The sequence below is a fragment of the Paenibacillus glycinis genome, from assembly GCF_009909185.1.
Lineage (GTDB): Bacteria > Bacillota > Bacilli > Paenibacillales > Paenibacillaceae > Paenibacillus_Z > Paenibacillus_Z glycinis.
Genome location: NZ_JAAAMV010000001.1, coordinates 68,383 through 82,683, shown reverse-complemented (window position 1 = coordinate 82,683; position 14,301 = coordinate 68,383). Strand labels below are relative to the sequence as shown.

The window sequence follows — 14,301 nt, the reverse complement described above, 5'->3', positions numbered from 1 at the left end:
CATGGCGACAGGGCAGCGTAAAGATCCATTTCGCAACTTCCGGTTCCGCGTCGAGATCGACGGTATCCAGCAGGCGGGCTTCAGCGACGCGACCGGCTTCGACTCGACGATCGACGTCATCGAATATCGGGAAGGGACGGACCCGACGCATGTCCGCAAGCTGTCCGGCTTGACCAAGTACGGCAACATTACGCTCAAATGGGGCCAGACGGATTCGCTCGACTTGTACAACTGGCACAAGGAAGCGATCGCGGGCAGCATCCAGCGGCGCAACTTGTCCATCATCGTCGTCGACGAAGCCGGCAACGACAAGGGCCGCTGGGATTTCGTCGGCGCATGGCCGACCAAATACGACGCGCCTGATTTCAACGCCAAAGGCAACGATATCGCGGTCGAATCGCTCGAAATCGTGCACGAAGGCATGACCCGCGTCAGCTAAACTACCGAATTGATCAGGAGGCATCCGGATGGCATTCGTCACCGAATTCGAATTCACGCTGCCCAAAGGCTACGTAGACCGGCACGGCAATCTGCACCGCGACGGCATCATGAGGCTTGCGACCGCGGCCGATGAGATATTGCCGTTGAAGGACCCTAGAGTGCAGCAAAATCCCGCCTATCTCACGATTATCCTGCTCTCCAGGGTCATAACGAAGCTGGGAGATTTGCAGGTGATCAATCCCGGCGTCGTGGAAGGCGTGTTCTCGACCGATCTGACGTATTTGCAGCAGCTGTATCGGCAGATCAACGAGAGCGGTTCCACGGGCGTCGAAGCCGAATGCCCGCGCTGCGAGCATAAGTTCGCCGTCGAGGTACTCGCGTCGGGGGAAGCTTAAGCGGCTACCCTCTGGATAAGCTGTACGAGGAGATAGCCTTCATCGCTTACTATTTTCATTGGCCGCATTCGGAGATCATGCACTTGGAGCATCGGGAGCGAATACGCTTCTGCGAGGAAATCTCGACCATTCACCGGAAGCTGAATCAGACGCCGGACAACGTATTCAAGCGATAGGAGGGATTCGGTATGCCGACTGGCGCAAGACAAGATCCGCTGACGAACTTTCGGTACCAGATCGAGATCGAAGGGCTCGTCGTCGGCGGCTTCTCCGAAGTGTCCGGCGTGCAGGCGGAGCTGGAAACCGAGGACTACCGCGAAGGCGGCGTCAACGGCTACGTCCATAAGCTCGTGAAAGCGTCGAAAGTGCCCAACTTGACGTTCAAACGAGGGCTGACGAGCTCCGACACGCTGTGGACTTGGTTCCAAGCTGCGAAGAACGGCCAGATTACCCGCAGAAGCGGTTCCGTCATCATGGTCGATGCGGCGGGCGAAGAGCAGTGGCGCTGGAACTTCACGAACGCGTTTCCGGTCAAATGGACGGGGCCGGACCTGAAGTCCGACAGCGGCAGCGTCGCCTTCGAATCGATCGAGCTCGTGCACAACGGCTTTAGCAAGGACGGATGATGACATGACGCCGACGCCGCTTCAATTCGCCCAGAGCATCATAGGCAAGCACGGCATAACGGTTCAGAAGTCGAAGAGCCGCCGCACCGCATTGGTGTTTCTCGCCGCCGCATCTCCCGCCCGCACCATTCATATCCAGCGGGAGAAGTTCATGGAACGACGCGAACGGCTGACGATCGTGCGGCCGATCGAGGTGCGCTTGCTCGTGAGCGTCGGGAATCGAACGACCGTACGGCATACGGCGAATCTGCATGCCTATCGACGGGGTAACCGGTATGAGCGGATGAGGGTTTCACGACAAGCAGTGCGGGAGCATCGCCATCTGTCGCGTCATGACCGGGAAGCGCAGCGCGCGGGAGACCCGAATCCAGTTCCTATTCAGCTTCACGTGCGGCAGACAATTCTCGCGCCTCAACGTGTCATGCGCCTAGGCTCTATTTTTCATAACCCGACCATTATGCGGAATCATCCTTCCCGGTTGGCGCAACAACCGCAGAGGGCTGTTCCCATGACGACCTCATGGGTTCCGGCGCCGCCTGCATCACCGCTGCAGGACACCCCCTCAACCGCAGGCATGCCGCATCCGCAACGACTTATGCATCAGCATGCATCTAGCACGTATCGCGATGCGCGATCCGTCAGCTTGCATCACGCCCATCCGAACCCCGACGAGGGCTCGGTCGGCTCGCCGCCTCGTCGCGAAGAAGACGTAAAGGATGTCGCGCAACCCGTTGCGCCCGAGGCAACTGCGCCGGCCGCGCCTACTCTCGACATGAAACGGTTAACGGAAGACGTGTATCAAGCGATTGAGCGGAAGCTGCGAATCGAACGACAAAGAAAAGGCTTATAAGCCAAGTTCCCGGAGGCGTCCATGGCTTTGGAGAAAGCGCTCATTCAGCCGCTGGACGAACAAGGCGGCCATAAAGGACAACCGGTCAAGGTGCTGTTCAATCCCAGCGAATATTCGATCGAGAAGGGCAACCAATACCAATCCGTCTCGATTCCGGGCCTATCCGTACCCGCGACGCAGTTCGTGAGCGGGAACGCCGGGACGCTGACGATGGATCTGTTTTTCGACAGCTACGAACGAGGCGAGGACGTGCGAGCGTATACGAACCAAGTGACCGGTCTGCTCGACATCGACGGCAGCCTGCGCGCGCCTCCGGTGTGCAAGTTCATCTGGGGAAAGCTCGAGTTCAAGGGCGTCATCGAGAAAGTGTCCCAGAAGTTCACGATGTTCCTCGATTCGGGCATTCCGGTGCGCGCGACGCTTAACGTATCGTTCAAGGAATACAGGACGATTCAAGAACAGTTGACCCCGAGCAGCGCATCCGTTCAGACGAGACAAGTGACGGCGAACGCCGGCCTGTCATTGTCCGCCATCGCGCAGCAGCAATACGGCGACCCCGGCAAATGGCGAGAAATCGCCCAAGCGAACAACATCGCGAACCCTCGCCGATTGACGCCGGGTCAACCGATAACCGTACCTCCGTTGGAGTGATCGCATGGATTTCGCGCAGTTGGACAAAGATTACGGCCATTTTTATGCGCCGGTATTCGAGATCGAGGTCGAAGGCCGGAACTTGATTCGGGAAGGCATGATCATCTCCGGCGTAACCGTCGATCAATCGCTTGACGAAGCGGATCATTTCTCGTTTACGATCGACCATGCGTTCGATGCGATCGCGGGCGACATGAAGTGGATGGATCTGTTCTTGCCCGCGACCAAACGATTGACGATTCGAATGGGCTACGCCGGCAAGCTCAAGCTCATGCTCGTCGGCATGGTTACTTCCATGACGGTCAAATTCCCCGCGAGCGGCGCTCCGCAGCTGGAAGTGAGCGGACTCGACCTCTCGAACAAGCTCATGCAGAAGAAGGAGCCCCGGTCGTGGAACAACATGAAGCACAGCGACGTCGTCGCCGCGCTCGCTGCGGAATATCGACTGAAGAGCGCCGTCGAGGACACGAAAGTGCCCTATCCGAAAATCACCAAAGACGCCGGCAAAAACGACTTTCAGCTGATTCAGTCGTTCGCGCAGAAAAACTACTTCGAGTTTTTCGTGTTCGGGGACACCCTTACTTTCCGCGCGCCGGCACTGGACAGCGCACCGGTCGTGAAGCTCGAATGGCATAAAACGTTGATCAGCTTCCAGCCGGAGCTCAACTTCGCCGGGCAAGTGGAAGAAGTCGAAGTGCGGGGCTGGGATCCCAAAGCCAAAAAAGAAATCGTGGGGACGGCGCGCGTCGGAGACGAAGCGGGCAAGCAGTCCCACTCCAAGGAGAAAAGCGGCGGGGAGCTCATCTCCTCCTCCTCGTCCGAGAAAATAAGCGAGAACGCGCGCTATCCCGTCTTCTCGCAGCAGGAAGCCGATCAGCTGGCGAGGTCGATTCTGAACCAGCATGCGGAAGGACTGATCAAAGGCAGCGCGGAGTCGATCGGCATTCCGGACATACAGCCGGGCAAACGAATCGAACTGGACGGTCTCGGCAAGCGGTTCAGCAAAGCCTACTACATCGAGAAGAGCACCCATACGATAGGCGGCTCCGGTTATACGACGACTTTCCACGTCAAGGAGAATGCGCTATGAGTTTATTGGATCTGATGCAGCCCGGAGACCGGAACGGAGAGCAGGTGCAGGGCGTCGCCAACGCGATCGTCACGAACAATCAGGATCCCGAGCATATGGGACGCGTAAAGCTCCGATTTCCGTGGCGCGGCAGCGAGGACGAGAGCCATTGGGCAAGAGTGGCGACGCCGATGGCCGGCAAGGACCGCGGCTGCTATTTTATCCCGGAAGTCGGGGACGAGGTGCTCGTTGCTTTCGAGATGGGCAATATCGACCACCCTTACGTGATCGGCGCCTTCTGGAACGGGCAAGACAACCCGCCGGGCGCGAACGCGGACGGAAAAAACGATATTCGCAAAATCAAGTCCCGAAGCGGACACGAGCTCGAATTCGACGACAAGCGCGGCCACGAGAAAGTGACGCTGCAGACGAGATCGGGTCATCGGATCGTCATGGACGATACGTCCGGTTCCGAGAATATCGAGATTGTCGATCATACGGGCTCCAACAAAATCGTGATCGATTCCGTTAAGAACGAGATCCGGATGGAAAGCGGCTTGAAGCTGGTCTTGAAGTCGAGGACGATCGAGATCGACGCGGATGCCATGCTGACGATCAAGGCGGGAGCGACGGTCACGATTCAGGGCGCCATGGTGAATATCAATTAAAATCATGACGTGAACGAAGTAGTCTTAGGAGGGAAGAACATGCCGCCTGCCGCGAGAGCCGGAGACATGACGAGTCACGGATCGCCGCTCGGCCCGGGACCGGGAAGCGCGAACGTGTTCATCGGAGGAATGCCCGCATGGCGCGCGGCGTCGGACCCGCACGTTTGCCCGCTTGCCACGCCGAATCCTCATGGCGGCGGCGTCGTCGCGATGGGGAGCGCGACGGTATTCATCAACGCGATGCCGGCTGCCCGGCTTGGAGATACGATCGTAGAAGGAGGCCCTCCGAATGCGATCGTGTCCGGAGCGCCGAACGTGATGATTGGATAAGGGGGAGTTCGAATATGGCAAACGATTTTCTGGGCGTCGGTTGGCTCTTCCCCGTGATCGTGAACGGTTCTTCGGGCGTCATCGCCATGTCTTCCCATGAGCAGGACATCGAACAGGCGATCCGCATCATTTTGTTTACGGTCAAAGGCGAACGCGTCATGCGTCCGGATTTCGGCTGCGGCATTCACGATTACGTGTTTGCTGCGCTGAATACGGCGACGATCGGCTTGATGGAATCGAGCGTCCGCGATGCGCTTGCGCGCTGGGAGTCCCGAATCGCGGTGACGAAAGTAACCGTGTCGGAGGATCCGATCGAGATCTCGCTCGGGAAACTCCTGATCGACATCCAGTATGTCGTGCGCGCCACGAATCAGCCCGGCAATCTTGTGTTCCCGTTTTATTTGAGAGAGGGTTGAACGACTTTTCGTTCCGGTGGTGAAGCCATGAAAGCTCCGTTAATCGATGCAAGAGACGTGGACGCGATCTTCAAGGAAATGCGGGAACTGGCTCCTTTCTTCACGCCCGAATGGAAACCGGATTCGGACCAGGATACCGGTACCGCGGTAATGGATATATTCGCTAGGATGTACGGGGGAATCCTGGGACGTCTCAATCGGGTGCCGGACAAAAACTTCGTCGCTTTCCTGAATCGGCTCGGAATCAAGCTGCTCCCGGCGAGTCAGGCGCGAGGACCGGTAACGTTCGCGCTAAGTTCGGGAGCCGTCGATCCCGTTACGGTTCCTTCGCGCAGTCAAGTCGCCGCGCAGCCGCCCGGCGGAGGGAAACCGATCGTGTTCGAGACGGAACGAACGATCGCGGCGACGCCCGCCAAGCTGATGAAAGCGATGACCTATTTCCCCGAGCATGACAGACTCGCCGAAGCCGGATCGGCACTGCTAGGCGCGCATTCCGGGTTCCCGTTCGAGTTATTCTCGGTGTCGAATCTGCAAGCGCATGCGTTGTATATCGGTCATGCCGAGTTGTTCAATATCGCTTCGAAAGCCAATATCAAGCTGGCATTCATCGGAACCAATCCCGACGCCGCGCGGCATTTAGCGCTCTTGGCGCAATCTCAAACCGTGCAATGGCACTGCAGCAGTACGGATACGGAGGACGGTTGGAGCGCAATAAAAACGCAATTCGTAAACGATTGTATCGAGATCGATACGACAACGTTGACCGGCATTGCCGAGACGGCGGTAAACGGACTTCAAAACCGTTGGATTCGCGCGCTTGTGCAGCCGAACCGAATCAAGGAAGCCGAGCTCGTTCAGTTCGATACGCTCGCGATAACGATGTCCAACGAGCTTCCGCATCCCGACATGGCGTTTGCGAACAACGTTCCGCAGAATGTCGACAAAAACGACTATCATCCGTTCGGACTTACGCCCCGGCTGTACGATACGTTTTACTTGTCCAGCAAAGAAGCTTTCTCCAAAAAAGGTGCCGCGATCACGCTCAGCTTCACGTTGAAGCATGAAGACTGGTCGACACTCGTCCCGCCCGAAATCGTTACGGCAGCAGCAACAGAAACAACAGCAACGACTGCAATGACTACGGCAACGACAGCCGCAACAATGCCCGTAACCGCGCAGCTCTCCTGGGAGTATTGGAACGGGCAAGGATGGATGCGTTTAGGGAATTTCGATGAACATTTCTGGATCACGGCCGAAGAGACGGGGCCGTCCGGCAGACCCGTCACGCTGACCTTTACGATTCCAAGCTCCATGTCCGAGACCGTCGTGCAAGGGCAATCGAGCTATTGGATCCGGTGCAGGATCGCCAGCGGCAATTACGGCAGGGAAGTGGTTACTCGATACGAGCCTCAACCTCAATTCTACGTCCCCAACATCAGCGACGTGAAAATCAAATACGAGCTTAAAAGCAAGCCCGCGCAACGAGTCGTCACCTGCAACAATTTGCAGTACCGCGACCGTACAGCCGAGATCGGTTCGGGCGCTCGGCCGATTCAGCCCTTTAACCGACTCGCCGACGAACATCCCGCGCTGTATCTCGGATTCGATCAGCCTCCGCTCAAGGGGCCGATCAGCGTCTATTTTCGCGTGCAGGATCAGGAGTATAGCGAAACCGCATTCCCGCGGCTCGAGTGGGAGTATTACCGGGCAAGCGGAGCGAAGAGAGGTTGGACGAGAATGGAGGTGCGGGACGACACGCGCCATCTGACGCAGAGCGGTTGCGTGGCGTTCGTCGGCGCTCCGGACTTCGCGATACCCGATTCGTTATTCGGGACTTCGTATTATTGGATACGCGCAGTCGACGTCAAAGACCGGTTCCAGCCGATCGAATCGCTGAACGGCATGCCTGCCGACTCGATCGTCCCAAGGCATTCCGCGAACGCGAAGAAAGACGAAGCTTGCGGATGCGGATGCGGTTGCGGCCCCGATCCGTGCAAGGGCTTCGTGCTGTTCGACCCGCGCTTCTCCGCCGCGGCCGGCGGAAGACTGATCCCGTCGCCGCTCTTGAACGGAATCTTCCTCAACACGACGATGGCCTCCCATTCGGAGAGTATCGCGAACGAAATTGTCGGTTCCGGCCTCGGCCTGGCCTCGTCTACCTATGCGTTGACCAAATATCCTGTGCTGGCCGAGCAACTCTTCGTTGACGAGCTCGGCGTTTTATCGGAGGAGGAGCAAGCCGCGCTCCGAGAAGACCGCAACGTCGTCGTGCGCGAGGAGAAAGACGATGCCGGCGTGACGACGGCGTTCTGGGTTCGTTGGACGGCGGTTGAAAACCTGCTGGAATCGGACGGCGACGGCCGCCATTACGAGATCGACAGAACGTTCGGAACGGTGCAATTCGGCGATGGCATCCATGGCAAAGTACCGCCGATCGGCTCGGACAACATCGCCGCCGACTATCAAGCGGGCGGAGGCGGCGCCGGTAATATCGGAGCCGGCGAGCTCAGAATCATGCGAACCTCGATCGCTTACGTCGATGGCGCGAGCAATCCTTATGCTTACGATTGCGGTTATGACACGGAGCCGCTCGGCCATGCGCTGGAACGCGGGCCGCTCTTGATTAGAACCCGCAACCGCGCCGTTACCGCCGCCGATTACGAGCAGCTGGCGCTGCAAGCATCCCGGGGCATCGCCAGGGCGAAGTGCTTGCCGAACTTCAACGACAAAGGCGAACGGGATAGCGGGTGGGTAACCGTCCTTATCGTGCCGCAGAGCAGCGACGCGAAGCCCGTGCCCGCGCCTCCGTTAAGGCAGCAAGCCGAAGCGTATCTGAGGAGCCGCGCCGCGAACGTTGCCGCCTATCCGAGGCATATCAAAGTATTCGGGCCGGTGTACGCGGAAGTATCCGTATCCGCCGAGCTGATCGCAAGCTCGTTCGACGCGATGCCGGCGGTCGAGACGGAAGCGTACCGGAAGCTAACCGCTTATTTGCATCCTTTGACAGGCGGGAAGGACGGACGCGGTTGGGATTTCGGGGAACTGCCATGTCTGAGCGAGTTGTATGCTTTGTTCGAAGCGGATCGGAACGTCGACCATGTCGAAGGACTTGCGATGACGATTCGCGATCCCGCGAGCGAATCGACGATTCGCGTGACGCCGAACACGTCCGCGGACATTCGTTCCGTGCCATACATGCTGATCTATAGCGGGGATCACAAGCTGGTCGTCTCCGGTTTGGCTATACGCGCTTGGGATAGATAGGAAGGGGGGCGGGTTCATGTTGCCTTTGCCGAAATTGGATGATCGAACGTACGCGCAGCTCGTAGAAGACGCAATCAAGCGGATACCGCGGCAAGCCCCCGTCTGGACGGATCATAATGCCCATGACCCCGGCATCACGTTGATCGAGCTGTTTGCTTGGCTGACGGAGCAACAGCATTATTATTTGGACCAAATCCGCAGCGACAACGAACTGAAGTTTCTAAAGCTGCTCGGTCAGCAACCGTCGGCCGCGAAGCCCGCTTCGGCGCAAATCACGGTCTCGCACCGACCCGGCAGCGATGCTTCCGTGCTCATTCCGGCCCATACCTCTGTCACGAATCGCGAAGGGGACGTGGCGTTCGAGACGGAAGCGCCGCTCCTGGCAACCGCCGTAAAGCTGCGTAAAATCATCAGCATGCCGAGGGCGGGCGTCGCCGATTATTCCGAGGCGAATATCCGCGCCGGCATGCATTTCGCTGCGTTCGGGAAGAAGGCGGAAGCGGGCAGCAGGCTGTATCTCGGCTTCGATCGACCGTTCCCCGCCGGCGAGCGAATTCCGATCGCATTCGAATTATTCGACCGCTACCCCGTTGCCGGGAACCCGGTCGCGGCGGACGACCGGTGTCTTTGGATTCGCCCGTCCGCAGAGATCGCATGGGAATATTATTCGGCAGCAGCCGGCGGATCCTGGCTGCCGCTTGTCATGGACGCGGATGAGACGTTGCGGCTGACTTTCAGCGGCAGCGTGATTTTCACGGCGCCGGCTGACGCGCTTAACCGCAAGATCGGCACGATCGATGAGGAGCTCTATTGGATCCGCGCGACGGTAAAGCAGGCGGGCTATGAACTCCCGCCCAAGCTCGAGCGCATTCTGCTCAACACGGTGCCCGTCGTCCAGCGCGCGACGGTGAAGGATGAGCCTGTCGGCAGCTCGAACGGACTGCCGGAGCAGTATTTCGATCTGACGCGATTTCCCGTCCTGCCGGAATCCTTGCATCTGCTCGTGGAAGAGAAAACGGATACGGGCACGGAATGGATCGAATGGAAGCGCGTCGATACGCTGGATGCCTCGAGGCCGACTGATAAACATTATCTCCTCTTGCCGGATTCCGGCCGGATCCTGTTCGGAGACGGAGTGAACGGCGCCATTCCTCAGCCGGCGCACCCGAAGGACGCCATCACGATTAAGGCCGCATGTTACCAAACCACGATGGGCGTCAAAGGAAATGTCGGCGCCGCTGCCATAACGCGATGGGTCGACACGACTTCTGCATTTGACGCGCTTGAGCTGACCAATTGGCTTCCGGCCGCGGGCGGCGCACCGCAAGAAACGATTGAGCAAGCACAAGTTCGAACGCGCAAACAGCTGCAGAGCGCGCACAGCGCAGCCACGTCCGAAGATTATGAAGCGATGGCGTTGTCTACGCCGGGCTTGAGGGTGGCCCGCGCGAAAGCGATACCGCTGCAAGATCGGGACGGCAAACCCGCCCCCGGCGTCGTCATGGTCGTCGTCGTCCCCTACGGAGAGTCTGCGAACCCGGTACCAAGCCCGGGATTTCTAAGCACGGTTTGCCGGCATCTTCATCCGCATCGTCTGCTCACGACAAGGCTGCGGGTCGTGGCGCCGGATTACGCGAAAGCGTCCGTCGAAGCGGACATCGAGGTGCAATCCGGTTACGATGCCGCGGCAACGAAGCAAAAAGCGATCGATGCGCTTCTCCATTACTTGCATCCTTTGATCGGCGGGAACGACGGAACGGGCTGGCCCTTCGGCCGGCCGATTTACGTGTCCGAAATTTACGATGTCGTCAAGCGCAGTCCGGGCGTCGATCGCGTGCATCGCGTCCGCATCGCCGCTTCCGGGAAAGGGATCCGGCAAGATGCGGAAGGCAGCGTCTTCATACCGCCGCACGGTCTTGTCTATTCCGAAGCCCATCGTATCGACATTATAACGGCGGATGCGGATTGCGAACCGCGCGGAGGTTGCCATGGCCACGAATGAACAATCCGAATTCACCTCGCTCACGATCAATCATCGCGCGGCCTGGGAAGAAGGGCTGAGGATCAACGTCGACGTCCGCGGCCAAGACCAATTGTCGCTTCGAACGATGAATCAATATTTGCAAGGCGACATCATAGAAGCAAAGGCGCTGCCGCGCGGTACCGCGTTCGCCGATTTTGCGATCGGTCCATGCCGGACGCTCTACATCCTGGACGCGGTCGCGAGCGTGATCTATCGCTATGATTCGATCGACTCCCGGTATGAGGAATTCGTCAGTTTGAGGAGTTACTGCGCGTCTCCGACATCCATCGCGTACGCTTGCGGCGGCATTATCGTGGCGGATCGCGCCGGTTCCCATCGGCTGCTTCATTTCGCGGAGCTGAACGGGCAGCTCACTTGGCGCGTCGGCGATCGGGAAGATTCCGACGGGAGGCCGTTACGCGTTGCCGCAGGGGTAAGCTTCCAACCGGATCAGATCGAAACGAATGCCGACGGATTGATATACGCGCTCGATGCCGGGCGCTGCCGCGTCGTCGAATTCGATGGACACGGGAGGTTCCGCACCGAGATCGGGGTCTCGGAGCTCGGAGGCAAACAGCCTGCCGCGATATCCGTATCCGCGAACGGCACGCTGTACGCGTTGGACCTGCAGGCTCGGCAGATGCTGGCCTTCGCGCAGGGCGAACTCGCTTCCTCCTTCGACCTCCCGCCGTTGCAATCCCCGACCGCCATGGACGTCGACGCCGAAGGCTTCCTCTACTTGGGCGAAAGCCGGAAGCTGCTCGGGCAGGACGATGACCGATCGATCTTCAAGCTCTCGCCGAACGGCGAGCAGCCGGAAGCGCTGGCAGCTTATCAAGGGAACGCGGATCGCATAAGGGCAGACGACGAGAAGAGGCTGTACGTCCTGGACCGGGAAGCCGGCAAGATTACCGTGCTATTGTTGACCGAAGTGCTGCATAGAGCACCGGGCAATCCGCTCGCGACCGGCACTTATTATTCGAAGGCGTTCGACAAGACCGAGTCGAGATCGTTCTGGCATAAGCTGGTCGTGGATGCGGATCTTCCGCCCAATACGCAGATCGAAGTGTCGTACGTAACGGACGACGAAGAAATCGACGACGTCGAGGCGAGGACGGATTGGTCCAAGCCGCAAATCAACCCGAAGCAGATGCTGATCCTGCGAAGCAAGGAACGATACCTCCGGGTCAAGCTCGCGTTAGTCGGAAGCGAAAACGAATCCCCTCGCGTACGAAGCGTTCAGGCCGTCTTTCCTCGAATCTCCTATTTGCGCTACTTGCCGGCGGTATACCAAGAAGAGGAGAAAAGCCGAGATTTTCTGGAACGGTATTTGTCGATCTTCGAAGCGATGATGACGAGCTCCGAACGGCAGATCGACGGGATCGCCCGCTGGTTCGACGCCGACAGCGTCGGCGGGGATTTCCTGCGATGGCTGGCCTCGTGGCTGGCGATCGCGTATGACGAGCATTGGCCGGAGGATAAGCTGCGGCAGCTGATTCATGCCACTCCGGCGTTGTACGGCAAGCGCGGCACCCGGGATGGCCTGGAGGAACTGATCCGGCTATTTACCGGCGCGCGGCCGATCATCGTCGAACAATATCGGATCCGATGCGCCGAAGATCCGGAGATCGCCGCTCTGCTGGAACGTTTGTTCGGGAGCGAACCTTATAGCTTCTGCGTGCTCTTGAAGCCCGATCAGATTCGAACCGCTGGCGAGTACGCGACCGTCAAGCGTATCGTGGACGCCGAGAAACCGGCGCATACGAACGGCGGCGTCCTTCATCTTCAGCCCTGCATTTACCTCGATATGCACACGTACGTCGGGATCAACAGCGAATTGACCGAACCGGAACCCAGACTCGAGACGGGCGTTATCCCGCGCGATGCCGTGCTTCGCAATCCGACGCCTTTCGGTCAAGTCGGAAGCTCTACGTTAAAAGCCGATCATTCGGCGCTCGCCTGACAGAACCAAGGAGGGATCGGACGCATGACACCAGTTCATCTGCACGCTTTCGAGCGGAATCGGTATTATAGCGGCAAACTGATGACGGTTCGGGATTTTCAGACCGAACAAAGCTACTTGAACGAGAAAAGACATCTGCTCAACCGGCTCGTCCACGGGTGCGGCATCGCGTACGGCCTTCAGGTGGAAGCTTTGAGCGCGAGCGCGGACAATCGCGGCCTTCTCATTCGAGCGGGCGTCGCAATCGACGGCTGCGGCCGCGAAATCGTCGTCAGCCGCGACTACGATCAATTGACGGACATCGGGAAACTAGACGGCTACCCCGCCGAGACGGACGGGGGCAAAACGCTCTACTTGCTGTTGAATTACGAGGAGTGCTCGCGCGAACGAATGCATACGAAGGCGCATGCGGCATCCTGCTGCTGCGAGGCGTGCGAAGCAAACAAAATTTTGGAAGGTTTCTCGCTGTCCGTATCGACGACGGCTCCGGATACCAGCGACGGCTTTTGCTCGCTGATGGGAGATACGCGGGTTATTTTCCAAGATTCGAACGTGACGATCGAAAGATCCGCGCCGCTGGCGGTTCGGCCTGGTGAAGCGTTCGAGGTTGCGCTAACGTTGACGACGCGGCGAACGATCGACGGCAGCCCTCGATACGTGATCGCGGAACAGACGAAACTTCCGTTTTCGCTCCTGCATGCCGACGATTTGACGTTTGCGCTCGAGAACGGAACGGCGAAAGGAAGCCGAATCGAGAAGCGCTATGCGGTACGGGTAGAGACCGTCGAGACGGGCGGGACATATTCGATTACGGGCACAGTGAATGTTGGCAACCAGATTGCTTCGGAGCTCGAACCAAGCAACGTGGACATCTTGTCGCCGCATCTGTACCGGCAACAGCAGATGGAGCGCTATTTAGCGCAGCTTGCTGAAGGCTCCATCCCATCCGCAGTCTTAATCGCAACGCTATCGGTGAACGCGCAGGACGTCATCTCGAATATCGACAGTTCCGATCGCATGTACGTGTACGGCAACGCCTATCTCGACAAGCGATTGGGCTGCGACGAGGAAGGGTACGGCAAGCTCCCCTTGCATGCATGGACCCATCAAGCGGGAGGAAGCGATCCGATCGAGGTAACCGGACTCCGCGGTACGCTCGCCGATGCGCAGAAAGTCGCCATTTCCTATAACGACGGGAAAGACAAGGCTATTGCTTCGAATATCCGGATCGGAGACGGTCTGACCGTCGAGGAGCTTGGCGAAGATTCGGTGCAGATCCGCGCCGCGAATGCCATGCAAGTGTACTCGGGAACCGTCGTGTTCAAGAACAGCTCTCGCGGGGCGGTGTTCGTGTCGGATATGATCAAACTGGATCTGGACGATCCGCTCGTCTATTACGGAATGGATGATTCTCGCAGCGTGCTTACTTTTACGAATCGCACCGACATCGAGGTCATCGCGACTTATATTCGAGGGGAGAAGTTGCTGCGTTTCCGCATCACGGACAATCGCGAGACGCGAACCGAGATCAGCACGCTTCGTTGGTGGGCGATTCCCAAGACGGTCGAGATGCAAGAGGCAGGCAGCAAGCGACTTGATTAAGAA

Annotated in this window: 14 protein-coding genes; all 14 read left to right on the top strand. The window is 58.5% G+C overall.

The genetic code is table 11. From position 1 onward, the window contains the following. The first annotated feature begins 1 nt into the window (after position 1). The 14 genes from GT019_RS00300 to GT019_RS00240 are packed head-to-tail and all read left to right on the top strand — an operon-like array spanning position 2 to position 14,298. Positions 2 to 439, top strand: a complete 438-nt coding sequence (locus GT019_RS00300) for a phage tail protein (RefSeq protein ID WP_161740054.1) — start codon at positions 2 to 4, stop codon at positions 437 to 439. Positions 440 to 467: 28 nt separating this feature from the next. Further along, a complete protein-coding gene (locus GT019_RS00295) occupies positions 468 to 836 on the top strand; it encodes a phage tail assembly protein (protein ID WP_161740052.1) in 369 nt (122 codons plus the stop codon). An 11-nt stretch (positions 837 to 847) separates the two neighbouring features. Then, the gene (locus GT019_RS32370) at positions 848 to 1,012 is read left to right on the top strand and encodes a DUF6760 family protein (RefSeq protein ID WP_328803900.1); all 165 of its coding nucleotides are present in this window, start codon (positions 848 to 850) and stop codon (positions 1,010 to 1,012) included. 12 nt (positions 1,013 to 1,024) lie between these two features. Then, positions 1,025 to 1,462 carry a phage tail protein gene (locus GT019_RS00290; protein WP_161740050.1) on the top strand — a complete coding sequence of 146 codons (438 nt, stop codon included), beginning with the start codon at positions 1,025 to 1,027 and terminating at the stop codon, positions 1,460 to 1,462. A 4-nt stretch (positions 1,463 to 1,466) separates the two neighbouring features. Then, positions 1,467 to 2,312 carry a hypothetical protein gene (locus tag GT019_RS00285; RefSeq protein WP_161740048.1) on the top strand — a complete coding sequence of 282 codons (846 nt, stop codon included), beginning with the start codon at positions 1,467 to 1,469 and terminating at the stop codon, positions 2,310 to 2,312. Between the two features lie 21 nt (positions 2,313 to 2,333). Further along, entirely contained in the window at positions 2,334 to 2,963 is a 630-nt protein-coding gene (locus GT019_RS00280; protein ID WP_161740046.1) for a CIS tube protein, read from the top strand. Between the two features lie 4 nt (positions 2,964 to 2,967). Next, positions 2,968 to 4,053, top strand: a complete 1,086-nt coding sequence (locus GT019_RS00275; RefSeq protein WP_161740044.1) for a phage late control D family protein — start codon at positions 2,968 to 2,970, stop codon at positions 4,051 to 4,053. Next, the gene (locus tag GT019_RS00270) at positions 4,050 to 4,700 is read left to right on the top strand and encodes a phage baseplate assembly protein V (RefSeq protein WP_161740042.1); all 651 of its coding nucleotides are present in this window, start codon (positions 4,050 to 4,052) and stop codon (positions 4,698 to 4,700) included. The genes GT019_RS00275 and GT019_RS00270 overlap by 4 nt, the downstream gene beginning before the upstream one ends. A 39-nt stretch (positions 4,701 to 4,739) precedes the next feature. Then, a complete protein-coding gene (locus GT019_RS00265) occupies positions 4,740 to 5,030 on the top strand; it encodes a PAAR domain-containing protein (RefSeq protein WP_161740040.1) in 291 nt (96 codons plus the stop codon). 14 nt (positions 5,031 to 5,044) lie between these two features. Next, a complete protein-coding gene (locus GT019_RS00260) occupies positions 5,045 to 5,446 on the top strand; it encodes a GPW/gp25 family protein (protein WP_161740036.1) in 402 nt (133 codons plus the stop codon). A 27-nt stretch (positions 5,447 to 5,473) separates the two neighbouring features. After that, positions 5,474 to 8,710 carry a putative baseplate assembly protein gene (locus tag GT019_RS00255; RefSeq protein WP_161740034.1) on the top strand — a complete coding sequence of 1,079 codons (3,237 nt, stop codon included), beginning with the start codon at positions 5,474 to 5,476 and terminating at the stop codon, positions 8,708 to 8,710. Positions 8,711 to 8,726: 16 nt separating this feature from the next. Further along, positions 8,727 to 10,712: a putative baseplate assembly protein gene (locus GT019_RS00250; protein ID WP_161740032.1), complete on the top strand. Its 1,986-nt coding sequence runs from the start codon at positions 8,727 to 8,729 to the stop codon at positions 10,710 to 10,712. Next, entirely contained in the window at positions 10,699 to 12,696 is a 1,998-nt protein-coding gene (locus GT019_RS00245; RefSeq protein ID WP_161740030.1) for a phage tail protein, read from the top strand. Before GT019_RS00250 ends, GT019_RS00245 begins: the two co-directional genes overlap by 14 nt. 24 nt (positions 12,697 to 12,720) lie before the next feature. Further along, the gene (locus GT019_RS00240) at positions 12,721 to 14,298 is read left to right on the top strand and encodes a hypothetical protein (protein WP_161740028.1); all 1,578 of its coding nucleotides are present in this window, start codon (positions 12,721 to 12,723) and stop codon (positions 14,296 to 14,298) included. The last annotated feature ends 3 nt before the right edge of the window (positions 14,299 to 14,301 follow it).

What these genes read in the sequence shown, in the direction of transcription:
- GT019_RS00300 (WP_161740054.1), top strand. Translation starts at nt 2, where the DNA reads ATGGCGACAGGGCAGCGTAAAGATCCATTTCGCAACTTCCGGTTCCGC.
- GT019_RS00295 (WP_161740052.1), top strand. Translation starts at nt 468, where the DNA reads ATGGCATTCGTCACCGAATTCGAATTCACGCTGCCCAAAGGCTACGTA.
- GT019_RS00290 (WP_161740050.1), top strand. Translation starts at nt 1,025, where the DNA reads ATGCCGACTGGCGCAAGACAAGATCCGCTGACGAACTTTCGGTACCAG.
- GT019_RS00285 (WP_161740048.1), top strand. Translation starts at nt 1,467, where the DNA reads ATGACGCCGACGCCGCTTCAATTCGCCCAGAGCATCATAGGCAAGCAC.
- GT019_RS00280 (WP_161740046.1), top strand. Translation starts at nt 2,334, where the DNA reads ATGGCTTTGGAGAAAGCGCTCATTCAGCCGCTGGACGAACAAGGCGGC.
- GT019_RS00275 (WP_161740044.1), top strand. Translation starts at nt 2,968, where the DNA reads ATGGATTTCGCGCAGTTGGACAAAGATTACGGCCATTTTTATGCGCCG.
- GT019_RS00270 (WP_161740042.1), top strand. Translation starts at nt 4,050, where the DNA reads ATGAGTTTATTGGATCTGATGCAGCCCGGAGACCGGAACGGAGAGCAG.
- GT019_RS00265 (WP_161740040.1), top strand. Translation starts at nt 4,740, where the DNA reads ATGCCGCCTGCCGCGAGAGCCGGAGACATGACGAGTCACGGATCGCCG.
- GT019_RS00260 (WP_161740036.1), top strand. Translation starts at nt 5,045, where the DNA reads ATGGCAAACGATTTTCTGGGCGTCGGTTGGCTCTTCCCCGTGATCGTG.
- GT019_RS00255 (WP_161740034.1), top strand. Translation starts at nt 5,474, where the DNA reads ATGAAAGCTCCGTTAATCGATGCAAGAGACGTGGACGCGATCTTCAAG.
- GT019_RS00250 (WP_161740032.1), top strand. Translation starts at nt 8,727, where the DNA reads ATGTTGCCTTTGCCGAAATTGGATGATCGAACGTACGCGCAGCTCGTA.
- GT019_RS00245 (WP_161740030.1), top strand. Translation starts at nt 10,699, where the DNA reads ATGGCCACGAATGAACAATCCGAATTCACCTCGCTCACGATCAATCAT.
- GT019_RS00240 (WP_161740028.1), top strand. Translation starts at nt 12,721, where the DNA reads ATGACACCAGTTCATCTGCACGCTTTCGAGCGGAATCGGTATTATAGC.